Annotated in this window: 28 protein-coding genes; 17 read left to right on the forward strand and 11 right to left on the reverse strand. The window is 31.5% G+C overall.

From position 1 onward, the window contains the following. The first annotated feature begins 2 nt into the window (after positions 1 to 2). The 3 genes from idi to IF125_RS00845 are packed head-to-tail and all read left to right on the forward strand — an operon-like array spanning position 3 to position 1,390. On the forward strand, positions 3 to 518 hold the full coding sequence (idi, locus tag IF125_RS00835; protein ID WP_171623254.1) for an isopentenyl-diphosphate Delta-isomerase: 516 nt from the start codon (positions 3 to 5) through the stop codon (positions 516 to 518). Positions 519 to 530: 12 nt separating this feature from the next. Then, positions 531 to 941, forward strand: a complete 411-nt coding sequence (locus IF125_RS00840) for a 6-pyruvoyl trahydropterin synthase family protein (RefSeq protein WP_225541197.1) — start codon at positions 531 to 533, stop codon at positions 939 to 941. Then, a complete protein-coding gene (locus tag IF125_RS00845; RefSeq protein ID WP_225539778.1) occupies positions 938 to 1,390 on the forward strand; it encodes a peroxiredoxin in 453 nt (150 codons plus the stop codon). Before IF125_RS00840 ends, IF125_RS00845 begins: the two co-directional genes overlap by 4 nt. Before the next feature lie 525 nt (positions 1,391 to 1,915). On the opposite strand, the gene IF125_RS00850 is transcribed toward IF125_RS00845, so the two are convergent. Next, on the reverse strand, positions 1,916 to 2,590 hold the full coding sequence (locus tag IF125_RS00850; protein WP_225541198.1) for a YiiX/YebB-like N1pC/P60 family cysteine hydrolase: 675 nt from the start codon (positions 2,588 to 2,590) through the stop codon (positions 1,916 to 1,918). 43 nt (positions 2,591 to 2,633) lie between these two features. Between IF125_RS00850 and IF125_RS00855 the strand changes: the two genes are divergently transcribed. Together IF125_RS00855 and gcvT are read left to right on the forward strand one after the other, a co-directional pair. Beyond that, the gene (locus IF125_RS00855; protein ID WP_171623258.1) at positions 2,634 to 2,996 is read left to right on the forward strand and encodes a hypothetical protein; all 363 of its coding nucleotides are present in this window, start codon (positions 2,634 to 2,636) and stop codon (positions 2,994 to 2,996) included. Positions 2,997 to 3,076: 80 nt separating this feature from the next. Further along, positions 3,077 to 4,153 (forward strand): glycine cleavage system aminomethyltransferase GcvT, encoded by a 1,077-nt coding sequence (gcvT, locus tag IF125_RS00860; protein ID WP_171623259.1) that lies wholly within the window; start codon positions 3,077 to 3,079, stop codon positions 4,151 to 4,153. Between the two features lie 93 nt (positions 4,154 to 4,246). On the opposite strand, the gene IF125_RS00865 is transcribed toward gcvT, so the two are convergent. From IF125_RS00865 to IF125_RS00885, 5 genes are all read right to left on the reverse strand, one after another. Continuing rightward, positions 4,247 to 5,212, reverse strand: a complete 966-nt coding sequence (locus IF125_RS00865) for a hypothetical protein (protein WP_225541199.1) — start codon at positions 5,210 to 5,212, stop codon at positions 4,247 to 4,249. A gap of 11 nt (positions 5,213 to 5,223) precedes the next feature. Next, complete coding sequence (locus IF125_RS00870; RefSeq protein WP_225541200.1) at positions 5,224 to 6,264, reverse strand: cytochrome-c peroxidase; 1,041 nt, start codon at positions 6,262 to 6,264, stop codon at positions 5,224 to 5,226. Positions 6,265 to 6,306: 42 nt separating this feature from the next. After that, the gene (locus IF125_RS00875; protein WP_225541201.1) at positions 6,307 to 7,152 is read right to left on the reverse strand and encodes an MbnP family protein; all 846 of its coding nucleotides are present in this window, start codon (positions 7,150 to 7,152) and stop codon (positions 6,307 to 6,309) included. 84 nt (positions 7,153 to 7,236) lie between these two features. Beyond that, positions 7,237 to 7,584, reverse strand: a complete 348-nt coding sequence (locus tag IF125_RS00880) for a hypothetical protein (protein ID WP_171623433.1) — start codon at positions 7,582 to 7,584, stop codon at positions 7,237 to 7,239. An 88-nt stretch (positions 7,585 to 7,672) separates the two neighbouring features. Next, positions 7,673 to 8,041: a hypothetical protein gene (locus tag IF125_RS00885; RefSeq protein WP_225541202.1), complete on the reverse strand. Its 369-nt coding sequence runs from the start codon at positions 8,039 to 8,041 to the stop codon at positions 7,673 to 7,675. Between the two features lie 445 nt (positions 8,042 to 8,486). Here IF125_RS00885 and IF125_RS00890 point away from each other — a divergent pair, with 445 nt between their 5' ends. Next, on the forward strand, positions 8,487 to 8,864 hold the full coding sequence (locus tag IF125_RS00890) for a GreA/GreB family elongation factor (protein ID WP_171623435.1): 378 nt from the start codon (positions 8,487 to 8,489) through the stop codon (positions 8,862 to 8,864). A gap of 67 nt (positions 8,865 to 8,931) precedes the next feature. On the opposite strand, the gene murI is transcribed toward IF125_RS00890, so the two are convergent. After that, positions 8,932 to 9,741 (reverse strand): glutamate racemase, encoded by an 810-nt coding sequence (gene murI / locus IF125_RS00895; protein WP_225541203.1) that lies wholly within the window; start codon positions 9,739 to 9,741, stop codon positions 8,932 to 8,934. Positions 9,742 to 9,953: 212 nt separating this feature from the next. Between murI and IF125_RS00900 the strand changes: the two genes are divergently transcribed. From IF125_RS00900 to IF125_RS00915, 4 genes are read left to right on the forward strand one after another with little or no spacing between them, the layout of a single operon-like run. Next, positions 9,954 to 10,526, forward strand: coding sequence for a helix-turn-helix domain-containing protein (locus IF125_RS00900; RefSeq protein ID WP_171623437.1), 573 nt, complete (start codon positions 9,954 to 9,956; stop codon positions 10,524 to 10,526). Positions 10,527 to 10,530: 4 nt separating this feature from the next. Continuing rightward, positions 10,531 to 11,355: a DUF3347 domain-containing protein gene (locus IF125_RS00905; RefSeq protein ID WP_225541204.1), complete on the forward strand. Its 825-nt coding sequence runs from the start codon at positions 10,531 to 10,533 to the stop codon at positions 11,353 to 11,355. A gap of 6 nt (positions 11,356 to 11,361) precedes the next feature. Beyond that, positions 11,362 to 11,796: a hypothetical protein gene (locus tag IF125_RS00910; protein WP_171623439.1), complete on the forward strand. Its 435-nt coding sequence runs from the start codon at positions 11,362 to 11,364 to the stop codon at positions 11,794 to 11,796. Between the two features lie 5 nt (positions 11,797 to 11,801). Next, on the forward strand, positions 11,802 to 14,015 hold the full coding sequence (locus IF125_RS00915; protein ID WP_225541205.1) for a multicopper oxidase family protein: 2,214 nt from the start codon (positions 11,802 to 11,804) through the stop codon (positions 14,013 to 14,015). An 80-nt stretch (positions 14,016 to 14,095) separates the two neighbouring features. On the opposite strand, the gene IF125_RS00920 is transcribed toward IF125_RS00915, so the two are convergent. Next, entirely contained in the window at positions 14,096 to 14,566 is a 471-nt protein-coding gene (locus IF125_RS00920; RefSeq protein WP_171623441.1) for a copper resistance protein NlpE, read from the reverse strand. A 153-nt stretch (positions 14,567 to 14,719) separates the two neighbouring features. Between IF125_RS00920 and lipA the strand changes: the two genes are divergently transcribed. The 5 genes from lipA to IF125_RS00945 all read left to right on the forward strand — a co-directional run bounded on the left by lipA (position 14,720) and on the right by IF125_RS00945 (position 19,488). Further along, on the forward strand, positions 14,720 to 15,589 hold the full coding sequence (lipA, locus tag IF125_RS00925; RefSeq protein ID WP_171623442.1) for a lipoyl synthase: 870 nt from the start codon (positions 14,720 to 14,722) through the stop codon (positions 15,587 to 15,589). Between the two features lie 80 nt (positions 15,590 to 15,669). Continuing rightward, a complete protein-coding gene (locus tag IF125_RS00930; protein ID WP_225541206.1) occupies positions 15,670 to 16,458 on the forward strand; it encodes a GLPGLI family protein in 789 nt (262 codons plus the stop codon). A gap of 119 nt (positions 16,459 to 16,577) precedes the next feature. Further along, positions 16,578 to 17,219 carry a GLPGLI family protein gene (locus IF125_RS00935; protein ID WP_225541207.1) on the forward strand — a complete coding sequence of 214 codons (642 nt, stop codon included), beginning with the start codon at positions 16,578 to 16,580 and terminating at the stop codon, positions 17,217 to 17,219. Positions 17,220 to 17,267: 48 nt separating this feature from the next. Further along, positions 17,268 to 18,530: a CinA family nicotinamide mononucleotide deamidase-related protein gene (locus tag IF125_RS00940; protein WP_225541208.1), complete on the forward strand. Its 1,263-nt coding sequence runs from the start codon at positions 17,268 to 17,270 to the stop codon at positions 18,528 to 18,530. Between the two features lie 121 nt (positions 18,531 to 18,651). Then, the gene (locus tag IF125_RS00945; RefSeq protein ID WP_225541209.1) at positions 18,652 to 19,488 is read left to right on the forward strand and encodes a hypothetical protein; all 837 of its coding nucleotides are present in this window, start codon (positions 18,652 to 18,654) and stop codon (positions 19,486 to 19,488) included. A 65-nt stretch (positions 19,489 to 19,553) separates the two neighbouring features. Here IF125_RS00945 and IF125_RS00950 read toward each other — a convergent pair whose 3' ends face one another. The 3 genes from IF125_RS00950 to IF125_RS00960 all read right to left on the reverse strand — a co-directional run bounded on the left by IF125_RS00950 (position 19,554) and on the right by IF125_RS00960 (position 22,973). After that, positions 19,554 to 20,786, reverse strand: coding sequence for a DEAD/DEAH box helicase (locus IF125_RS00950; RefSeq protein ID WP_171623446.1), 1,233 nt, complete (start codon positions 20,784 to 20,786; stop codon positions 19,554 to 19,556). Between the two features lie 93 nt (positions 20,787 to 20,879). Next, entirely contained in the window at positions 20,880 to 21,974 is a 1,095-nt protein-coding gene (locus tag IF125_RS00955; RefSeq protein ID WP_225541210.1) for an RluA family pseudouridine synthase, read from the reverse strand. Between the two features lie 9 nt (positions 21,975 to 21,983). Next, complete coding sequence (locus IF125_RS00960; protein WP_225541211.1) at positions 21,984 to 22,973, reverse strand: PASTA domain-containing protein; 990 nt, start codon at positions 22,971 to 22,973, stop codon at positions 21,984 to 21,986. A 70-nt stretch (positions 22,974 to 23,043) separates the two neighbouring features. On the opposite strand from IF125_RS00960, the gene IF125_RS00965 reads away from it, so the two are divergent. Continuing rightward, the gene (locus IF125_RS00965; protein WP_225541212.1) at positions 23,044 to 24,033 is read left to right on the forward strand and encodes a D-alanine--D-alanine ligase; all 990 of its coding nucleotides are present in this window, start codon (positions 23,044 to 23,046) and stop codon (positions 24,031 to 24,033) included. Beyond that, entirely contained in the window at positions 24,021 to 24,482 is a 462-nt protein-coding gene (gene coaD / locus IF125_RS00970; protein ID WP_171623451.1) for a pantetheine-phosphate adenylyltransferase, read from the forward strand. Before IF125_RS00965 ends, coaD begins: the two co-directional genes overlap by 13 nt. The last annotated feature ends 20 nt before the right edge of the window (positions 24,483 to 24,502 follow it).

Below are 24,502 nucleotides of genomic sequence, written 5' to 3' on the forward strand. Positions count from 1 at the left end.
ACATGAAAGAATTCGTAGTTTTAGTTGATCAAGATGATCAAAAATTAGGATTGATGGAAAAACAACAAGCACATGTCGCAGGTTTGTTACATCGGGCATTTTCTGTTTTTGTATTCAATTCGAAAGGTGAATTGATGATTCAGCAACGAGCTGCAAGTAAATATCATTCGCCTACGTTGTGGACCAATACGTGTTGTAGTCATCCGCGTGATAACGAAACATACGAAGAAGCAGCACATAGAAGATTGCAAGAAGAAATGGGGTTTGATTGTGAATTAGAGTATAAATTTAATTTTATTTACAAAGCTCATTTAGAAAACGATTTGATCGAACATGAATTGGACCATGTGTTTATCGGCACATTTGATGAAGACCCAAAATTGAATCCAGAAGAAGTGATGGCTTATCGTTGGGTTGAATTGGATGATTTGAAAAAGGATATGGAAAAAAATCCTCAAAATTATACCGCTTGGTTCAAAATTATTTTTGAACATTACGTTTCGTATATCGAAGAATAAAAATTATACCAGATGAAAGTTACTGTCAACAGAAAAGCACATTTTAACGCTGCCCACCGATTATTTAATAAAAATTGGAGCGAGGAACAAAATTTTGAAGTTTTCGGAAAATGTTCTTATCCCCATTATCACGGACATAATTACGAAATTATTGTTGCGGTGAAAGGTGAAGTTGATCAAGAAACAGGATTTGTTATGAATTTAGATGAATTACGAAAAATCATTGCGGTTGAAGTGGAAGATTATTTAGACCATAAAAATCTGAATGTAGACATCGAAGAATTCAAAAATGTAAATCCAACAGCCGAGAATATTGTGATTTTAATATGGAATAAAATTCGTGCAAAATTAGCTTCAGATTTAGAATTGAAAGTGACTTTATACGAAACTCCACGTAATTTTGTAGAATATACAGGCGAATGAAAATAGGTGATCACATCCCAACTTTTTCGTTGGAAGATAACAAAGGAAATTGGTTTAATTCGGACGAATTTTTATACAAAAAATATTTTGTCTTGTTTTTTTACCCAATGGATTTTACGCCAATGTGTACCAAGGAAGTGTGTCAATTCCGAGATGTGAATGCAGATTTTAAAGCATTGGATACTGTTGTCGTTGGGATTAATGGACAATCAACATCATCTCACGAAAAGTTTTATACCAAACATCAACTTAACTTTCCGCTACTTTCTGATAAAGGTGCAAAATTGACAAAGTTATTGGGAATCAAAAAGAAATTAGGACTGATTACGCCACGCGAAACATTTGTCTTTAATAAACAAGGAAAATTAATTAAACATATTGTTTCTAATACAGCAGATCTGCATATAGAAGAAGCGATGAACGCAATAAAAAAAGACCAAGGAAATTAGTTTTCTTGGTCTTTTTGTTTGTATAATTTTTGTCTAATTATAGCACGGTAAATAAAAAAGATTGCCGTACCAATTCCCGAACTAATCAACATGGATTGCATGTCGCTTTTATCGAAAAAATATTTTAGCCCAAACAAGACACAAAAAAATAGAACAGAATAAATAATGTTTTGTTTCATCTGGTAAAAGTAGGGATATTTTCTTTACAACTTCAAGTCTCTATTTTTTGATAGACTAAGAATGATAAGTGAGTTTTTTCATCTATTTCTGTCACTCTGAGTTTGTCGAAGAGTTTTTTTATATAATACCCTTTTTCACTTGTTTTGTTATTTTTGATTATTAAAATATATCCAAGGCAATAAAGAGTTTCATCGCTAGAAATATTCACATCTCTATTTAATGTATCTCCAACATGGTATCCATTTCTATATTTCCAATTCTGATTATTTATGTAAAGGTTGGAATTAAAAAATAGAAATGCGCTACATATAATTAGAAATGTAATTGCTAATATTCTTTTTTTATTCATAATCTCAACGCCCCAATTCGAATTAATTTCTCAGAAGTTGCTAATTGATTTGGATTTGTTCCAGGTTCATCTTGTGGAACTTCTTTTCCTTTTTTACGATAAAAATCTATCCAAAAATCATCAATAATTCCAGTTTCTTTATTTTTGAAATTCATAGGAATCAATTCAAAAACTTTATCATCACGAAAAGCCCTTTCTACAAAATCTGAACAATATAATTCGTCATCATTCAAAATATATAACCAATTATAAGGTTTTCCTAACATGGTTTTCGCTCTTGCAATTGCGTTCGGAATCGTCGATTGGTATTCTTTTTTTAAACGATAAATAACAATTTGATTATTTTTTTCTGTTTGCGCGTTGTAAAAATGATGAATTTCTTCGCGTTGCGATCCGCCCATTGGCGCAGCATGCAAAACAAAAATAGAATCAGTCGTTTTTTCAATTAATCCAACATGATCAAAATTTGTTTGATCCGAAATTTTTGTTGCTCTACTTATTGCACCCGAAAGTTCTTCGGTTAATGCTCCAACAAAGATTAAATCTCCATTTTGGATATTTTTGATGGATACATGCTCTTTTTCTGTCGTAATTTTTGCCTTTGTACAACTATTCATTATCAATGTAAATAGGACTAAAAAGATAGGAAATAAAATGAATATTTTTTTCATTCAGAATGAATTATTACTTTTAAACTACGAATTAACCAAAAAGATGGACTTTAAAAAAATTTTAACCTTATCAATTGTCGTTTTATTGATTTTAGTTGGTATCGCAATTATTATTGGTAGCAATAAAAATCGTCAAGTTTTTTTTGTAAATAGCTTTGACCGACCAATTGAAAATACCATTAATTCTCGTTTGGATACAGATTATTCGTACGAAATTGTAAAAGTAAAAGGAAAAGTAAACGATACTATTTTGATTATTCCTTGCGAAGGTTGTCAACCTAAAAAATTATCAGGTCAGATAAACGAAAAGTTTATGAACAAATTTGGTGAAGGAAAATCAATAATGCGTTTTGAGCCTTATAAAGCAACTAAAGGAGATTTGAAAATTATTCATAAAATTAGATAAACTTAGTATTTAAGAAATTTTCCTAACAATTATTTCTTTATTTTTGGGAGAATTATAAACTTATTCAAAGCAAACAAACAATGAAAGTAACTGCATTAAACCAAAAGCACAAAGATTTAGGTGCGAAAATGGTTCCTTTTGCTGGATATGAAATGCCAGTGCAATACGCAGGTGTTAACCAAGAACACTTTGCGGTTCGCGAAAAAGTTGGTGTTTTTGATGTTTCTCACATGGGACAATTCTTTATCAAAGGAGAGAAATCAACAGAATTATTACAACATTTATTGACGAATGATGTAACGAAAGTTGCGATTGGTCAAGCGCAATATAATGCAATGCCAAACGAAAAAGGAGGTATTGTAGATGATTTGATTATCTATAAAATGTCTGATGACGAATGGTTAGCAGTTGTAAATGCCTCTAATATCGATAAAGATTGGGAATGGATGAACAAACACAATACGTTTGGAGCTGAGTTAACAAACAAATCAGATGAAATGTCTTTGTTAGCGATTCAAGGACCAAAAGCAATCGAAGCTATGCAAGCGTTAACAGATATCAATTTAGCAGAAATTCCTTTTTATCATTTTGTTGTAGGAAAATTTGCAGGAATTGACAATGTAATAATTTCAGCAACTGGTTATACAGGTTCTGGTGGTTTCGAAATTTATTTCGCAAATGAAGCAGCTAACGAAATGTGGGATAAAGTGATGGAAGCAGGTCAGTCTTTTGATATCGAACCTTGTGGATTGGCATCACGCGATACGTTACGTTTAGAGAAAGGATATTGTTTGTATGGAAATGATATCAACGATGATACAAATCCGTTTGAAGCAGGATTAGGTTGGGTGACGAAATTGGATACAAATTTTATCTCTTCGGATATTCTAAGCGCAATAAAAGAAGCTGGAGTGGAGAAGAAGTTGGTTGGATTTAAAATGATTGAAAGAGGAATTCCTCGTCACGATTATAAAGTAGTTGATGATAACGAAAATACAATTGGTATCGTAACTTCTGGAACGCAATCTCCGATGTTGAAACAAGGGATTGGTTTGGCGTATGTTCATACAGATTTCGCGAAAGTTGGTACAACAATTAGAATCCAAATTCGTGATAAAAATGTATTAGCAGAAGTTGTTAAAACACCTTTTGTTTAAATAAAATTTACACTTCAAATCATAAAAAAAGCTTTCGAATATCTCGAAAGCTTTTTTATTAAATCACATTTTCCACATTTTTTTTATTGGATTTTATTGATTTTTAGATTGAAATAAATTATAATTTAAAAAGAAACCTATTCTGTTTTTCACTTCAATTTCTCCAGAATTTAGATTGGAATGTAAAGGTTGAAAATATTCTATTCCAAAATTTATTTTTTGAACAGCCGCTTCCAATCCTAATTTTACAAATTGAGCATTTCCAGACGAATTAGGAATAGATTCTTCAAATTGTTCATTTTTATTATAAAGTTCGTTTTGGAAACCGATTTTTCCAAGAAACTTATTGTCATTTCTTACTAAAAGATGTTGCAGTTGTATCAATTGATTCCATTGATTTCCGAACTTATATTTGTTCTTATTTTCTCCTTTCAAATTGTAATCTGTGACCAATTGTATAGCCGAATTTTTATACGTTAGTTGATAATTTAAACCAAATTGAGTATCCCAACTTCCTGTACCTAATTGAAAACTTGGATTGGTCGTTTGAGCATTTTTTTGATCGAATTTTGCAATAGGAATTTTAACGCCAACTGCTGCACTTAATCCATGTTTTAATTCGTTTGAGTTCGAATTGGAATTTACAATTTTAACAATCCCCATCATATTCAAATCGCCGATACCAGAAATAGAGGTTGAGTTTTCACCATCTTTTTGATGAAAATGATAAGGGATACTCGCATTGATATCGATTTTAGAATTGATTGGAATTCTCGTCCATAATAAAATGGTATTGAAATGTTGTTTCTGCGTACGTTTAGTAGAAAAAGCATCTTCTTTGGCTTTGTAATATTGATGAAGGTATCGAACACCAATATAGTTTGAATTGATAAGGTTTTCAATTCCATTGGAAGTTGAAGTTGCTGAACAACCGCAAGCATCACAATCTAATTCTAATTCATTAGGAGAAGACACTAAGATAGAATCATTATCTGTATGTGCTAATAATGAAACAGGAAAAATGATTAGAGCTAAAATTAGATTTATATAGACTTTCATTTGAATAGTTTTTAGAATTCTGCATAAGCAGGATTATGAATAAAAGAGTAATCGTTTAATGTTTTTAGAAAAGCAATAATTGCCTTTTTTTCTTGATCGGTCATAGGTATTCCAATTTGACCATTTTGTTTAAGCTGAGGATCCAAATGTTGATTATTTTGTACACCATCCGAGTAGAAGTCCAAAACAGCTTCTAAACTATAGAAACGACCATCATGCATATAAGGTTTAGTCATTTCAATATTACGTAAACTTGGAACCCTAAATTTCATAAAATCAGCAGAATCTAATGTGACGCGATACAACCCTCCATCTTTATGTTGTTTGTTATAATACATTCCAGTATTTCGAAAAGATTCATCCGTTAAAAGAGCACCTTTATGACAACTCGAACATTTTTGTTGAAAGAGTTGTAACCCTTTACCTTCGGTTTCAGTTAAATTTATTTCTTTCCTCAAAAATTGATCGTATCTGGAATCCTTTGAAACCACAGAAGCCATAAATTGTCCTAAAGCACTAAGAATTCGATTGGCATTAATTTGATCATCTCCAAAAGCATTTCTAAACATATTTCGGTAGTTAGCATCATCGGAGAGTTTTTTAATGATTTCGGGGAAAGTGCTATCCATTTCTTCTTCAGCTGTGATAGGTGAAATTGGTTGTTGAGCTAAATCATGAATCACGCCATCCCACATAAACCGATTTAGAAATGCCAAGTTTTGAATAGGTGGAGCATTTCGAATTCCTACTCGATCATCAATTCCATGGCTGACAGGATGCCCGTGATGGGTAAATGCATCTTCCTGAATATGACAAAAAGCGCACGAAATTGTATTGTTTCGAGATAATCGACCTTCATAAAATAATTTTTTCCCTAATGCAACTCCATTTTTAGTGAGTGGATATTTATCCGTGTCAAAGGTTAGTTGAGGAAAATAAGAAGGGAATTCTAATTGGTAAGGTTCATCTACAATTTGACCATAATCAATATCATCGTCATTACAACTAAATAAGATGAATATCCCCAGTATAATTGTTATAATTTTATTCATTGTGATAGAATTTAGCGGTGTTTAAAAACACCGCTGTGAACATTATTGATATTGTTGATCGTTGTGTACATGACTAACTCGAAACATCTTTTGCATGTTATCTGTAACCAATTGAGCAAAGTTGGAAGACCCCATTACATTGTTGTTAGATTCATCTAATGTTAATTGATGATCACCACTTAAATACGTATTCAAATTTGCCATAATATGAATAGATGGTTTAATTTTAGAAGTCACTCGCGCAGAAGTTGGTAAATCTAACGTGACTTCTCGGTACAGATCTGGTACATTATTTTTGTCAATATCTCCCATATTTCCTGTATGAGTTAGGAAGAATGTATCAGGTGTATTTTTACCATAAAAACCTTCTATTTTAAAGAAAACATAACCTGCAGCCCAAGCCCAAGTCATTCCATTTTTCTTGGCTATTTCCCAAAAAGTAGCCTGTCCAGTTTGACCTAATAAATAAGCTTTTTGTGATACACCAAGTCCAAATCGTACTTTAGTGTACTTGTTTTGTGGAATATCATCTAAATTTAAATAAACCACATTTGCTATTGCAGAATCTTGATTAACAACAAAAGCACCTTTATCAGGGTCATTTTTATGGTAATCAAATTCGTTTCCTTTCTCGTCAATTAATGTAACGTTAGAAATAATATATTTTAACATGGTGAATTTATGTTTCTGCCCGTTAGATGAAGTTTGTGTTGTTTGATCTAAAACAATTCCTCCTAAATTATCAAATCCATTTTCAAACTTTAATTGAATTTTACCTGTTTCTGTTGAATTGATTTCAGAGAAATCATCATCGTCTGTATTACAAGAAGTTAATAAAGTAAATAATGAGATAAATGATAAATGGAGAAAATATTTAATTGTTTTCATTTTGATATTTGTTTTAATTTTTTTTAATAAAAATGCTTTCCAAAAACAATCATAGTTTTCAGAGAATAATTAGTTGTATAAAAATTAAACAATAGGAGGTTTTAAATACTCAAAAACCCAATTGATAGAATAGAATGATTGCCAAAAGTACCGATGTTTTATGGTAACGATAAAATCGTTTATAAATGGAATTTCTAAGTATTCGAAATGCAGATAATTTTCCGTAAATCGAATATTTTTAACCAAAAGAGAATCAGCATGCTGTTCTGTTTCGTTTAATTGCTTAGACAAATAACATTTTCCATTGCATTGCATTTCTGGTCGTTCTTTATTTATACAATATTCTTCAACAATTTTTTCTTGTACACTAAAAAACACAGTGAAAGGAATTAATGAGCGAAAGCCAATTAAAAGCACAAACGATGCAATCATAAAACAATTGAAGCTTTTAACAAATCTTATATGAAATGTCAAATTGATAAAATGTTAATGATAAAAAAATATAATAATCAAGGGTTTTTTAACAAATTGGAGGTTGTAGTTGTTGATCCAATTGATATTGAGTTTCGAAAGCTAATTGAAAAGTAGAAACTCTTTCAGTAGGTTCAATGATATGAAGTATAGGTATTAGTACAGTGGGTTGATATACAAAATAATCAATAGTACGTAAAGAAATTTGAGTTTTATTTGTGTCATTTTGTTCATCATCAATAGTTTTAGAAATCTGTTCTTTTAGGTAGCAAACTCCATTACACATTAATTCTGGACGTTCTATATTAACACAATATTCATTCGAAATCGTTTCATAATTCACCAAATAGTCGATAACCGGTAGTAATGGTCTACACGTTATCAGGACAACAGTAATGATGAATAAGTAAGATTTCAATCGTTTAAAATTTTTATAAAATTAGTTAGTTTTTATTAATTTTAGAATGAACATTATCAGTTTTCCTACAAAATTCACTTTCAATTAATCGGATAAGTGTTGTGTTTTTTATCTCATAAAGAAATCGTAACTTTGAAGTTCATATGATAAAAATTATGGCAAATTATATCGACATATACAGAAGAAACAACCAATCTTGGTTGTTTTTGTCGTTGGCATATTTGCATGATGATACTTTCTTAAGACGCTCGAAAGAGTTTATAAAATAGTCCCTGTCACGATCCAAGACAGGGAACCTCCGTATTTATTTTAATTATCAATTATTTTCAATTTTCTGAAAGGAGATTTGTATCAAATTGTAGCGTTCTAAACTTTAATATCATTTGATAGTTGGGTCTTAAAAGTCGACTTCGAAATATTGAAAAAAAACTAAGAATTTATCACAATGACAACAAATATTATTTTAACAACAGGTGTATACGATTTAATTAAAGACCATTTAAGAAGAAAAAAAGTAACAGCAGAACAGGAAGATATTTTAACGCAAGAATTAAGACATGCAGAGCAAATTCTTCGTCGCGATATGGCTGATAATATTGTTTCTGTTGGGAAAAAAGTAACGATTAAAGAATTGAATTCAAATCAAGAATATCAATTAAACTTCGTAGGTCCAGATAAAGCAAAACCAAAAAAGAATCGTCACTCAATTTTGATGGACGAAGGTTTAGCAACAGTTGGTTACAAAACAGGTGATGTAGTAGAATGGCCAACAATTGATGGAGCAAAAAAATATGAAATTTTAAATGTAGAAACTGTAGCTTAGTTTCTTAATTGAATAGAAAAACCGAGCAACTTTGCTCGGTTTTTTGTTTTATATATTGGAAAAAAAATCAAACTTCTAAATGCGATGCTTTAATAGGTTGACCATAAAAAATAGTCGTATTCGCCTCAAAGTTTTCAGCATTGTCAGTTGTATAAAAGGTTAGCGAACTATTTTTAGAACAATTATTCTCAATTTCTGGATGACGTTTCAAATAATCCATTAATTTATTCGCGACCAATTCTCCTTGCGAAAGAATCGTCACATGATTAGGAACGTATGTTTTGATAACTGGTAACAACAAAGGATAATGCGTACATGCTAAAACAATAGTATCAATTTCTGAAGATTGAGAAAATAAGCGTTTAATGTCTTTTTCCACAATATCATGCGCAGCTTTACTGTTAATTTCATTGTTTTCGACCAAAGGAACCCAAAGTGGACATGCGTGTTGAAAAACATCTATTGTTGGATGAAATTTATTAATTTCGATTTTATACGATTTAGACAAAACAGTTCCTTGTGTCGCTAAAATTCCAACTTTATTGTTGATCGTATATTCATTTATAGATTCGGTTGTTGGCCGAATAACGCCTAAAACTTTTTTCCCTCCGGGCAAATCATTTTGTTGAATTGTTCTCAACGCTTTGGCGGAAGCTGTGTTGCAAGCTAAAATTACCAAGTTGCAACCTAAGTCAAATAGTTTAAACACACATTCTTTTGTGTATTCATAAACCGTTTCAAACGAACGAATTCCATATGGAACACGTGCATTGTCACCTAAATAGATATAATCGTATTGAGGCATTTTTTTCTGAATTTCCTTAAAAACAGTTAAACCTCCATAACCAGAGTCAAAAACACCGATTGGTCCTTGCATTTTAGCTTTTTTTATAGAGCACAAAACTACAAAATCTATTCAGCAATTGAAGATAAATTATATAGAGAACAAGTTTTTATTCTAATAGAAAATCATTTTACGAAAATTATATACATCATCTTCCGAATTATATAAATTATAAAGCTAAAAGAAGAACGAAATTTGTAATAGATAAATTGTAGATTTAATAGGACTCACAAAAAATAATTCAAATGGAAAATGTAAATAAATTATTTATAAAAAATATGGTTTGTCATCGCTGTAAAGTGGTGGTTGGACGAATTTTGAAAATGAATGCAATCGAAGCAAATCATATCGAATTAGGTGAAGTTGAGTTAACAAATCCAATCGATTCTGAAAAATTGAATCAAATAAAAGAAGAGTTAGAAGAAGTTGGTTTTGAATTGATTGATGATAAGAGAAGTAAGTTAATCGAGCAAATTAAAACATTGATTATTCAATTAGTTCATCAAGAAAATAGCGAACTGAAAGTGAATTTATCAGATTTTTTGAGCGAGAAAACATCTGCAGATTATAAATATATTTCCAATCTTTTTTCGGAAATGGAAGGACAAACAATCGAGAAGTATTTTATTCAGCAAAAGATAGAAAAAGTCAAGGAGTTGATGGTTTATGACGAATTATCATTGAGCGAAATAGCTTTTCAATTAAACTATTCGAGCGTGGCGCATCTCAGTGCTCAATTTAAAAAAGTAACAGGTTTAACGCCTTCTGTTTTTAAACAATTAAGTAAACACAACAGAAAGTCAATTGATAAAATATAAAAGTATGATAAAATATAGTTTGTTTTTAATCGTCAATCTTTTTGCTTTTGTGGTAAATGCGCAAAGCAAAAATCTTGAAACGAAATCATTCGAGGTAAGAAGTAATTGTAATTCAGCTAAGGAATTAATCGAAAATGTAGGAAATCAAAAACGTATTTCGAAAGTATCTTACGACACGACTTCTCAAATCGCCACGATTTCTTATGATCCAACCAAAACAACTTCAAACGAAATTTTAAAGAATATCGCTTTGTCAGGTTTTGATAATTCTGAATATTTTGCTCCAGATGAAGCGTATCTAAAATTAAGACAAGATTGTCAATACCCACGCGATAAAAAAATGGTAATAAATTATCAAGAAATGAATCATGCTGACCAACATCAAGTGAAAAATGAAGTGAATCAAAATCAACTTTCTTTGGTTTTTGATGCATATTTTTTATTAAAAGATGCTTTTGTTGCAGGGAATGCAAATGAAATTTCAACACAAATAACGGCTTTTTCTCAATCAATTTCTAAAGTAGAAATGAGAAAACTTTCGCATGAAACACATATGGTTTGGATGGATGTTTTAAAGGATTTAGAATCCATTTCAAAACAAATTTCTCATGAAAAAAACATTGAAAAACAACGCGAATTGTTTGCGAAATTATCTGAACCAATGTACAAATTAGCTCAAAAAGAAAATTTAGGTTATTCCATTTATTACCAAAATTGTCCCATGTTTAAAGGAGGTTCAAATTGGTTGAGTAAAGATTCATCCATCAAAAATCCTTTTTACGGGAATCAAATGTTAACATGTGGAAGTACAATAGAAACTCTAAAATAGAAACAAATGATAAATATACAATCACTTTTAGGAATCGCTTTTTTATCAACAATAGTTTTGGTTTCTTGTCAAAATAAAGCCGATGAAAATCAAACAGAAATTTCTCCTACCGAACATATAGTTGCTCACCAAGACGTATCGAATCTTGTTGCTTATAATGTAGGAGATAAAGTACCAAATAGTCAAGTTTGTATGGTAAACAACGCTTATATGGGAAAAGATCAGTTCGAAGTGCCTTATGACGGGAAAACATATTACGGTTGTTGTAATATGTGTGTAGAAAGAATTCCAAATGATGAAAGTGCTCGTTCTGCAATTGATCCGTTTACGAATAAAAAAGTTGATAAAGCAAATGCGTATATCGTTTTGAAGGATCAAATGGGAAATGTTGATTATTTTGAGAATGAAGAGAATTATAGAAAGTTTAATCAGATAAAATAAAAGTTATGAGAAAATTTATTTTTATTTCTATTATTGCTTTTTCTATATCTGTTATTGCTCAAAAACGTGTCGAATATGATTTGTATGTACATGATACCATTGTTAATTATTCGGGAAAAGAACGTAAAGCAATTGCAGTAAATGGTCAAATTCCAATGCCAACTTTAGAGTTTACTGAATGCGATACGGCTGTTATTCGTGTACATAATCAATTGAAAGAAGATACCTCGTTGCATTGGCACGGCTTGTGGTTGCCAAATAAGGAAGATGGTGTACCTATGTTAACACAAGACGGAATAAAACCTGGTGAAACGTTTACCTATTCGTTTCCAATTATTCAGAACGGAACACACTGGTATCACAGTCATTCGGGTTATCAAGAACAGATTGGAATGTATGGATCGATGGTGTTGAAAAAACATGCCAACGACCCAACGTTCAGAAAAGGAATTGATGATCTACCTGTTGTTAACGTGATGTTGAGCGAATGGACAGATCTTAATCCAAGAAATATTCAACGAATGTTACACAATGCAAACGATTGGGCAGGAATCAAAAAAGGATCTACGCAAAGTTATGCAGAAGCAATACGAGAAGGTCATTTTGGAACGAAAATCATCAACGAATGGAAGCGTATGCTGGCTATGGATGTGAGTGATGTGTTTTATGATAAATTTTTGATAAACGGAGCAAATGAAAGTCAATTAAAGCAATTTAAAGCTGGCGATAAAGTCCGCCTACGAATTTCGAATGGTGGTGCATCATCTTATTTTTGGTTGCGTTATGCGGGAGGAAAAATTACAGTAGTTGCCAACGACGGAAATGATGTAGAGCCTTTAGACGTAGATCGTTTGATTATTGGTGTTTCCGAAACCTATGATGTGGTTGTGACGATTCCAGAAGAAGGTATTTCATATGAATTTCAAGCAACTTCGGAAGACAGAACAGGTTCAGCTTCGTTATTTCTTGGTGATGGAAAAAAACAACTGATAGAACCACTCCCGAAATTAAAATACTTTGAAGGAATGAAGATGATGAACGACATGATGAACATGGACGGTTCGATGAATGATATGGGTATGAAAATGAGTTTGCAACAAATGGATATGAATACGGTAATGTATCCTGAAATTACAGGCGAATCGAATAAAAAAACTCGAAAAAAGAATAAAGAAAGTGATCATTCTGCTCATGGAAATTCATCTTCAAATATTGTGACCTTAAATTACGGAATGCTAAAAGCTCCTGAAAACACAGAACTTCCAAAAGATGCACCTGTAAAAGAAATGCGTTTTGAATTAACAGGAAATATGAACCGGTATGTATGGAGTATGGACAATAAAGTATTGTCTGAAGTAGATAAAATTCCAGTTAAAAAAGGCGAAATTTTACGCATTACGTTGTACAATAATTCCATGATGCGCCACCCAATGCATTTACATGGTTTCGATTTTCGAGTGATTAATAAAAATGGCGCATATTCACCGTTGAAAAATGTATTGGATATTATGCCAATGGAAACGAATGTAATCGAATTTCAAGCAAATACAGAAGGTGATTGGTTTTTCCATTGTCATATTTTGTATCACATGATGGCAGGAATGAACCGTGTTTTTGAAGTTGGAGATTATCAGAATCCATATATTCACGATCAAGCAAAAATGTATAAAATGTTGCAAATGGATAGCAATATGAAACATTTTATGGCTGAAAATGACTTTGCAACAAATGGTTTAGATGGATCGTTTATGGTACAAGATGCACGTTGGGCACTGACTTCGGAATGGGGAATTGGTTACAAACCTGAACATGGCTACGAAGTGGAAACACATTTGGGAAGATATTTTGGGAAGAATCAGTTTTTACAAGCGTTCATTGGATTTGATTGGAATCAACATCGAACGAAACGTCACAAAGTAGAAAAAAATATTTTTGGACAAAAAACAGCTCGAAATAAAGGTTTATTCAGTGCAGGTTTTGTGTATAAATTACCAATGTTGATTGATTTTCAGACCGAAATTTACCACACAGGAAAAGTGCGTTTACAATTAATGCGCAAAGATATTCCGATTTCAAAACGTGTAAGAGCAGGTTTTATGTGGAATACTGATAAAGAATATATGGGAGAATTAAGTTACATCTTAAATAAAAATATGCACATCCGAACACATTATGACAGCGATATGAAATTTGGTGTAGGATTAAAATTGGTGTATTAGAAGATAATCAAAAACAAAAACGGTAAAGTTTTCTTTTCCGTTTTTTTTTTGATTAAAAAACTTATTAACAATATATCTAACTACTTTTTAGTCAAAATATAATTGTTTGCTAAAGGTCCATCAATTTCCTCGCCTTCTTGCGATAAAACAATTAATTTATTTTCTCCTACTTTGTAAAAATACCTGTTTTTATCTTTTGTATCCAAAAATATTGCGTTGTTATCTGCTGTCCATTCAAACTGTCCTTGCTCTTCAAATGTTGTATTTCCTTTCATGTAGTCAGAAACAATTTTTATTGTTTCATCTTTATTTAAAGTAACAGTTGTTTTAATTCCAGGGCAATCGGCACAAGGTAGTACACCTTCGTAAGTTCCTACCCAATCAATAGATGTTTTTGAATTGTGTATATCCGCTATGGTATCATTTTGAATGATTGATGCACTTGAATCACTTATTACTTCTTTTGTATTGTTAATACTTTCTTCTTTTTTTGTTTCGCAGCTCATCATAATAGAAACAGTAAAGAGAGTTAGGATAATCGATTTTTTCATCTGAATATAGTTTTGATTTTCTTGTGTAGTTCAAATAATATTCCAAAAACGGTTAAGAATAAGATATAGATTTTATTTGAAGCATAATCTATTATTTAGGATGTAAAATCTTTCAAAAAAACATTGTAAATTAGCCAATCAGAAAAGTAATGTATGAGTGTTGAGCTATTGCCAGATGGAAGAGTAAAGAAACCTGAATGGTTACGTGTGAAATTACCAACAGGAAAAAAACATCGTGAATTAAGAGGTTTAGTCGATAAATATAAATTGAACACCATTTGCCAAAGTGGAAGTTGTCCAAATATGGGTGAATGTTGGGGTGAAGGAACTGCAACATTTATGATTTTGGGTAATGTATGTACACGTTCTTGTGGATTTTGTGGTGTAAAAACGGGGCGCCCAGAACAAGTAGATTGGGCAGAGCCAGAAAAAGTAGCACGTTCTATTAAATTGATGCAGATCAAACATGCTGTTTTAACGTCTGTAGATCGTGATGATTTAAAGGATATGGGGTCAATTATTTGGGCAGAAACGATACATGCAGTGCGTAGAATAAGTCCAGGAACTACAATGGAAACATTGATTCCTGATTTTCAAGGAATCGAAAAACATATCGATCGTATTGTGGAAGCTGGACCAGAAGTTTTATCTCATAATATGGAGACTGTTCGTCGTTTAACAAGAGAAGTTCGTATACAAGCCAAATATGATCGTTCGTTAGACGTTTTACGTTATGCGAAAGAAGCTGGTCAACGTCGTACAAAGACAGGAATAATGCTTGGTTTAGGAGAGTTTGAAGATGAGGTTTTTGAAACAATTCAGGAAGTAGCAGATGCAAATGTAGATGTAATTACAATTGGACAATATTTGCAACCAACAAAAAAACATTTACCTCTAAAAGAATTTATCACACCAGAACAATTCAAAAAATATGAGGATTTTGCTCGCGGATTAGGATTCCGTCATGTGGAATCTGGACCATTGGTTCGTTCTTCTTACCACGCTGAGAAACATATTTTATAAAAATAATTTAAATTTAATATTTAGAAGAGTTGCAATGATTTGTAACTCTTTTTTTTATTTTTAAAATATAAATTACAATTATGAAAAACTTCTTAACACTAATTATCATTTTTTCAAGTTTTGCGCAAGCGCAAGTTTATGAAGTGAAAGTAAGATTTAAACATCATACAAAGTATACTTCAGAATATATTGAAAAAGTTTTTTCAGATATTAAAAATGAAGAACAAAGAAAATGGAATATTGAACAGAATGAAAATCCAAAACCAATAGATTTTTTAATTTATTCTTCTAAAAATGAGCAAAATTCTGTTGAACAAGAAAAAATTAATAACGATCAAAATTATCAGGGAGAAATTAAAAAATCAGTTGTAGGACTGCCTTTAGGAGTGACATATTCAGATTTTAGATTGAATGAAAATTATAAAGAAGAAGATGTTTACGGTAAAAAATATATTGTCAAAAATCCAATAGAAGAGTTAGTTTGGGAATATTCAAACGAAACAAAAGAAATATTGGGTTATAAAGTTTATAAAGCAACTTCTGATTTTAAAAAATATAAAGTAGAAGCATGGTATACCAAAGAAATTGATTTTGATTTTATGCCGATAAATGTAAAACCAATTGAAGGATTTGTTTTAGAGATGAATTTATTTGTTGAAAGTGAAAAAGTTGGACGAATGGATAATATTATTTGTGTAGAAGCTATTCAACCAAATGTAAAAAAATATAAATTCAAAAATCCTCTTAAAGCTGATAAAGCTTCAAAATTACCTATTGTATCTCAACAAGAAATAGCAAAAATTTATGACGAAGCCAACAAGAAACGTAACGAAATGTATAATAACACTCAAGGAATTGATAAAAAATAAATATGAGAAAGCTATTAACACTAATTATCATCATTTCTAGTTTTGCGCAAGCTCAGTTTTATGAAATAGCATAGGAAGTTCAACCTCAAATTCATTTTACAGATAAAGCTTTAGAAAATTTGAAACAATATTATCCAGATCAAAAACAACGTGAAGAATTCTTAGAGTCTGCAAAAAAAATTCCTTCTCAGTTTTATAGTTTTAAGTATAATGAATCACAAAGTCAATCAGAATACATTGATAAAGTAGATAACTCTCAAGAAGCACCGCAAAGCTTTATGGGAATTAGTCCTGATATTGGAGCTAATCCAATTTTTAATTATGAAGACAATTTATATTTTAACGAAGTAGATATGTTTACAGGGAATAAATTCCTTGTTTACGATTCTTTAGAAAAAGTAAATTTTGTAGAAACAGGAAAAACAAAAACTATCCTTGGGATTGAAACGAAAGAAGCGACAGCTAAATATAAAAACTATGATTTAATTGCTTGGTATGCTCCTCAAATTTCTTATTCATATTCACCAGATAAATTTTATGGTACAAAAGGTTTGATTTTAGAATTGCATTATAAATATTTGAGAGATGATATTGAAGTCATGATTTCGTGGAATGCAACGAAGAAAAAAGAATTAAAAAAATCTCCTGTTTTCAAAATCAATAACAAATTGAAAAAAGTTTCTCAAGCAGAATTTCTTCAAATGATTGATGATTCAACCCAAATTCAGCGAGAAGCCTATAATCAAGGAGTTGAAAAATAATTATTAAAACACTAAACTTGCTTAACTTTAAGCAAGTTTTTTTATATCATGCAAACAAAAGCAACTTTATTAACGATTGGAGACGAAATCTTAATCGGACAAATTGTCGATACTAATTCAGCATTTATTGCGCAACAATTAAATAAAATAGGAATTGAAGTCGAAGAAATTATTTCAGTTCAAGACGAGTTAAATCATATTATTGAAGCATTTCAAAGGGGAATTTCAACGTCGGATATTGTTATTGTAACAGGAGGTTTAGGACCAACAAAAGATGATAAAACTAAAATGGCTTTATGTCAATTTTTAGAGTGCGAATTGATAAGAGAAGAAAAAGTAATTGAAAATATCATCCATTTATTTGCCACGCGTGGTTATAAAAAAGAATTAAATAACCTCAATCAAGATCAAGCATTGATTCCTGAAAAATCAACATTTATTCAAAATAAATACGGAACTGCACCATGTTTATGGACAACAATTGAAAACAAAGTTTTGATTAATCTTCCTGGTGTTCCATTTGAAATGAAAGGGTTGATGAGAGATGAAATTATTCCTCGTTTAAAAGATAATTTTCAAACAGATATTATTGTGCACCGAGATATTTTAGTCAGTGGAATTCCAGAGAGCGATTTAGCAATTTTAGTTGAAGATTGGGAAAGTCAATTACCAGAATTTATTCATTTAGCTTACTTACCAAATCGTACGTCAATCGATTTACGATTCTCAGCAACTGGAGATGATGAGGTTGTTTTGAGAAATTTGATTCAACAAGAAATTGAGAAATTTAAATTGATTGCAGGGAAATATTTAGTTTCTGAAAATTCTGGGAAAGCGCAACAAGTTTTAGGAGATCTTTTGAAACAAAAAGACTTAACAATTTCGACAGCCGAAAGTTGTACTGGTGGAAATATTTCAACTTTAATTACTTCTGTTTCGGGAAGTTCTTCTTATTTTATTGGTAGTGTTGTTTCGTATGCTACTTCGGTTAAAACTTCTGTTTTAGGTGTTAATCAAAAAGATATTGATCAGCATTCGGTTGTTTCAGAACAAGTCGCAAAGCAAATGGCTTTAGGAGCTTGTAAGGTTTTAAAGACCAATTTAGCTGTTTCAACGACAGGAGTGGCTGGACCAAACAAAGGAGAAGATGACAATGAAGTAGGAACGGTTTGGGTTTCGGTGACAAATGGTCAACAAACCATTAACAAAAAGTATTTTTATCCCTATTTGGATCGTGAAGATTTCATCAAAATTGTTTCTACTAATGCTTTGAATTTGGTGATTCAGTTTGTTAATCAAAATTATCAGTAATCGATTGTTTGATGTTATCATTTTTAATTGATAAACATTTTAAAAACTAATAGTTTATAGTGATGTTTTGATAATTTTATTTTTTGTTTATTTGTAAATGAAGTAATTTAAAATCAAAACTATGACGAAAAATATGTACAAAATGCTATTTGTTTTATCTTTTTTTGGATTATCATTTATTGGACAAGCACAGATATTGAATTCTATTTCAAGAAAATTAGAGGATAAAGCAGATAAATTAATTAATACTAAAAGAAATAAGTCGACTACCGAATCTGTTCAGACTAAAAAAGGTAAAGAGAATTCTACAACTATCCAAAGTGGACCATTTCAAGAAAATTCAGTGATGTCCTATGATTTTGTGAGTGGAAATCAAATCATTTTTGAAGATGATTTTTCAGCAAATTCGGTTGGTAATATGGCAACAAAATGGACAAGTAATGGAATGGGTAGAGTAGAGAATGTTTCTGGTTATCCTGGAAAATGGTTACGTTTATATGACGATAACACTTATAAAATAAAAGAACTTGTTCATATACCTGAAAATTTTACGCTCGAATTTGATGTGGTTGTCTTATCAGATACTTCCAAAGAAATTAATTTGGATTTCGGATTTGATTACGTGAAAGGTGTTACACAACATTATTATATAGGAAGTCGTAATCCGATTAATATCAGAGCATCGTATCGTTTTGATAATTTCGAATTTACAAGTAAAGAACTTGATGGAACCAAAAGAAGTAGTGTAGATGCTAATATGTCTTATTTTATCAACAATAAAATGAATGTAAAAATAAGTGTAGAGCAAGATCGTATGAAAACTTATGTAAATAATTATAAGATTTTGGATACTGAAATGGTTAATCCTCAAACTAAAAAATATTTTTATTTAGCATTGGATAATGATAAAAATCCAGCTCAAGTCTACTTAGGTAATTTTAAGATTACTCAATTATAATATTAATTTCTTAATATAGTTATTAAAGAAAAAAATCACTTCATTACGAAGTGATTTTTTTGATGTTATTTTCTTCTCCCTCGATGAGGATTTTTCGGTTTTGTGTCTTTCTTTGGTTTGAAACCTGTGTTTGTTTTTTTGAAATTATTGTTGCTATTGGCATCAGGTAATTTATAAAATTCTTTTGGCGTTTTAATGATAGTAACATAGTTGCCAATTAATTTTTCAATATTTGCCAAATCACCTCTTTCATCAGCAGCACATAATGAGATTGCTTTTCCTTCGCGACCCGCACGACCTGTACGACCAATTCGATGAACATAAGTTTCTGGGACATTAGGCAATTCATAATTGATTACATACGGTAATTGATCAATATCGATTCCACGAGCGGCAATATCAGTAGCAATAAGTACTTTTAACTTTTCTTCTTTGAAATTATTCAAAGCTTTTTGACGTGCATTTTGAGATTTATCTCCGTGAATAGCAGCCGAAGGAATTCCAGCTTTTTCCAAATGTCTAACCAAACGATTTGCTCCATGTTTTGTACGCGTAAAGATTAATGTACGCTCTTCAGGATGTTCATTTAAGATATTGACCAAAAGTTTTACTTTCATGTCCTTGTCCACATGGTAAACAAACTGTTCAACCGTTTCAGCAGTCGAAGAAACAGGTGTAACACTTACTTCTTTAGGACGATTTAAAACAGTGTGAGAAAACTTACGAATAGATTTTGGCATTGTAGCCGAGAAAAATAAGGTTTGTCTTTGTTTTGGAATAATTTCGATAATCTTTTTGATCTCATGAACAAATCCCATGTCTAACATACGGTCAGCTTCATCTAAAACAAAAATTTCAATTTGATTGATTTTAAGATGTCCTTGCCCAATCAAATCTAATAAACGACCAGGTGTAGCAATTAAAATATCAACACCATTTTTTATGGCACCGATTTGTGGATTTTGATTTACTCCTCCAAAAATAGCGATATGTTTTAAGGGTAAATGTTTACCATATAACTTAAAACTATCATTGATTTGAATCGCTAATTCACGAGTAGGTGTTAAAATTAATGTTCTAACTTTTCGTCCCTTACTTGGTGTATTCGTTAAGTTTTGTAGAATAGGAATTGCAAACGAAGCTGTTTTTCCTGTTCCTGTTTGTGCGCAACCAATAATATCGTTTCCTTCTAATACAAGTGGAATAGACTGCTCTTGAATTTCGGTCGGTTCTGTATAACCAGCTTCTTCAATTGCTTTTAAAATTGGTTCGATTATATTTAATTCAGTGAATTTCATTTATTGAAAATTTATTAATCAGTTTTTTTTAACTGATTGAATGAGAAATAAAAAGCACTCCAAAGTGAAGTGCTTTTTGATATAGATAGGTAATTAATCTTCTAATTCTTTTGCATGACGATCGATAGGAGTATCGGGTTCCGTTGCATGAACAGAATTTACCGAATAGTTTCTCCAACGATCCAAAATAGTTAAAATATCTGCAGGTAAAGGTGATTCGAACGACATACGTTCTCCTGTTGTCGGATGATCAAATCCTAATGTACGTGCATGTAATGCTTGACGTGGACATGCGGCGAAACAATTGTCAACAAATTGTTTGTATTTATTGAAGGTTGTTCCTTTTAAAATACGATCTCCACCATAACGAGCATCATTAAATAAAGGATGTCCTAAATGTTTGAAATGTGCACGAATTTGATGCGTACGACCAGTTTCTAATTTACATTCAACTAATGTAACATAAGAAAAATTCTCCATTACTTTATAATGCGTTACGGCATGTTTTCCTTGTTCTCCATCAGGAAAAACGGCCATTTGCATACGATCTTTAAGATGTCGACCGATGTGTCCAGTAATTATGCCTTCTTGTTCGTTTAGAACTCCCCAAACTAATGCGTTGTACAAACGGTCGGTTGTATGCGCTGCAAATTGCTCGGCTAAACTTGTCATTGCAACTTCCGTTTTTGCAATGACTAAAAGTCCACTTGTATCTTTATCAATACGGTGAACTAAACCAGGACGCTCCATTTGCTCAGACATTGAAGGTAAATTATCAAAATGAAACTTTAAGGCGTTAACCAAAGTTCCTGTATAATTTCCATGTCCAGGATGTACAACCATTCCGGGTTCTTTGTCAATAACAACGACTTGGTCGTCTTCATAAACAATTTTGATTGGAATATCTTCTGCTATAACTTCATTCTCACGCGGAGGAGTTTCTAACATAATCTGTATAAAATCTCCAGGTTTTACTTTGTAATTGGATTTTACAGATTCATTGTTAACTAATATATTTCCGTTATCAGCTGCTTGTTGAATTTTATTTCGTGTAGCGTTCTCAATTCTAACCATCAAGAACTTATCTATACGCAATAACGATTGACCTTTGTCAACCGTTATTGAAAAATGCTCGTATAGTTTATTGTCGTCTTCCTCTTGTAAGAAATCTTCTAAATCTTCTGCCATTTATTCTTTCTATTCTATAATAATCTCTTCTGGAGCTTTAGGCGCTTCTATCGGCTTTTGTTGCTCAGGTGTTGGATTATTTTGTTGTTGCTGATTTTGCATATCTTTGATCTGCTGCTCAGCTTTCTGTGTTATAATATCTCTGTATTGAGAACCGCTAATTGTATCTTCGCCAAAGTTTTTGTACTGAATATCCAATTCTTTTAATTGCATTCTAATTTTTTCGCGAGGTTCTGTTGATAACCAAATATCAATCGGTTGACCTTGATCGTAAGTGTCTGTAGCAAAAGGGAATTGATATACCACTCTTGCGTTAATTGTATCATTCGAAGCACCAATAAATTTAATTTGACCAATTTCGAAAAAATTATCTTTAATTGATTTCTTCGCTTCAGTCAAAGTTAAATTGACTAAATTAGGCATTCTTACACCAGATAACATTCCACGTCCTAAAACCAAATCAACTGTAGCAAAACGTGGTAATTGTTCTCCAGGTTTCACGATTTTTCCATTGTATAATATTTTTAGAACGGCATCTTTTGCTAAATCTGGTTCGTAAATAATTTTACCAATTTTAAGACCTGAAATTTCTAATTGCGTAAATGCTAAACGTTTTGATTTACCTACTAAATCAGGTAATTCAACTGGACGATATGTTTTAGGATTTGATTTAATAAAAATACGACGCCCTTCTTTTACACGAGATTCTGCTGCTGGATAAAAATCCATAATTGAAAAAGGTTTTGTATTTGGATCAAAACGAGAACTATCTACTTCGTATGTTAAACCAAGTTCTTCTAACTTAGCTGTAGCATCAGTAATATTCATTTTTGATAAATCCGGAACTTCAACAAATTCATTGTGATTTGTATACGAATCTAACCAAACGTTAAAAATAAAATGGTAAAGCCCAAATGATAGCGCTATTACAATAGCTACATTCAGCAAAACTTGAATGATTGATTTTACTCCTTTCATTGAAATGATAAATTGTCGCACAAATATAGTTTAAAAATAATATTTATGATTGATGTCAAAGTTCTATATTTGAATAAATTTTAAATTAAACATGTTAAGAGTAGCAGTTGTAGCAGGTGGATATACGGATGAAAGCGTGATTTCGTTGAAAAGTTGCGAGTTAATTTACTCAAGCCTAAATCCAGAAAAGTACGACAGAACAAGGGTTCGAATCTTAAAAGAAGGTTGGTTTGCCGAAATTGAAGATGAAAAATATCCAATCAATAAAGGAGATTTCTCATTTGAAAAAAATGGAGAAAAAATTACGTTTGATGTCGTCTTTAATACAATTCATGGTACGCCAGGAGAAGATGGTTATTTGCAAGCGTATTTTGAAATGATCGGTTTGGCATATAATGGATGTCCTTTTTATCAATCTGCCTTAACATTTAATAAAAAAGATTGTATTGCAGTATTGAGTAAATATGGAATTCCTCACGCAAAATCTATTTATATTAACAAAGGAGATCAATATGTTGCAAAAGAAATTCTTGACCAAGTAGGCTTACCTTGTTTTGTAAAACCAAATCGTTCAGGTTCAAGTTTAGGAATTTCAAAAGTTTTCAAAGAAGAAGAATTTGAAGCAGCAATGCAAAAAGCTTTTCACGAAGATAAAGAAGTTTTGGTTGAGTCTTTTTTAGATGGAACAGAAGTTTCTGTAGGTGTATTAAATTACAAAGGAGAAACTATGGTGTTGGGAATTACAGAAATTGTTTCGCACACAGAATTCTTTGATTATGACGCTAAATACAATGGTTTATCAGACGAAATTACGCCTGCGCGTTTAACACCAGAAGTTGAACAACGTGTGCGTGAAGTTGCTGCAAAAGCCTATAAATGCATCAATATGTCTGGTTTTTCTCGTTCTGAATATATTATAGTAAATGGAGAACCGCATTTTATTGAAATGAATACATTACCAGGTTTTTCACCTGCAAGTATTTTTCCTCAGCAAGCTGCTTATGCAGGAATTACGTTGGAAGATTTGATGGATAGCGAAATCGAAATTGCTTTAAATAGACCTTCGCCATGGACAGAATAGCAGTTTTTCCTGGATCTTTTGATCCAATTACATTAGGGCATTTAGATATTATCGAACGTGCAGTTCCGTTGTTTGACAAAATAATTGTTGCAATTGGAACAAATTCATCTAAAAATTATATGTTTTCACTGGAACAAAGAATTAAGTTTATTGAGGATTCTGTTAGCAGATTTGGAAATGTAGAAGTGATGTCTTATAATGGATTAACAGTTGATTTTTGCGATGAAGTAAATGCTCAGTTTATTTTACGTGGACTTCGCAATCCAGCTGATTTCGAATTTGAGAAAGCAATTGCCCATACCAATCGTGCAATTACAGACCATAATATTGAAACTATTTTCTTATTAACTTCTTCAGGTAAAGCGTACATCAGTTCGAGTATTGTTCGTGATGTGATGAGAAATGGAGGAAAATATGAAATATTGGTTCCTGATGTGGTAAGGATTTAAGAGAATTATTCTATATAAAA

The organism is Empedobacter stercoris (assembly GCF_020281205.1).
Taxonomy (GTDB): domain Bacteria; phylum Bacteroidota; class Bacteroidia; order Flavobacteriales; family Weeksellaceae; genus Empedobacter; species Empedobacter stercoris.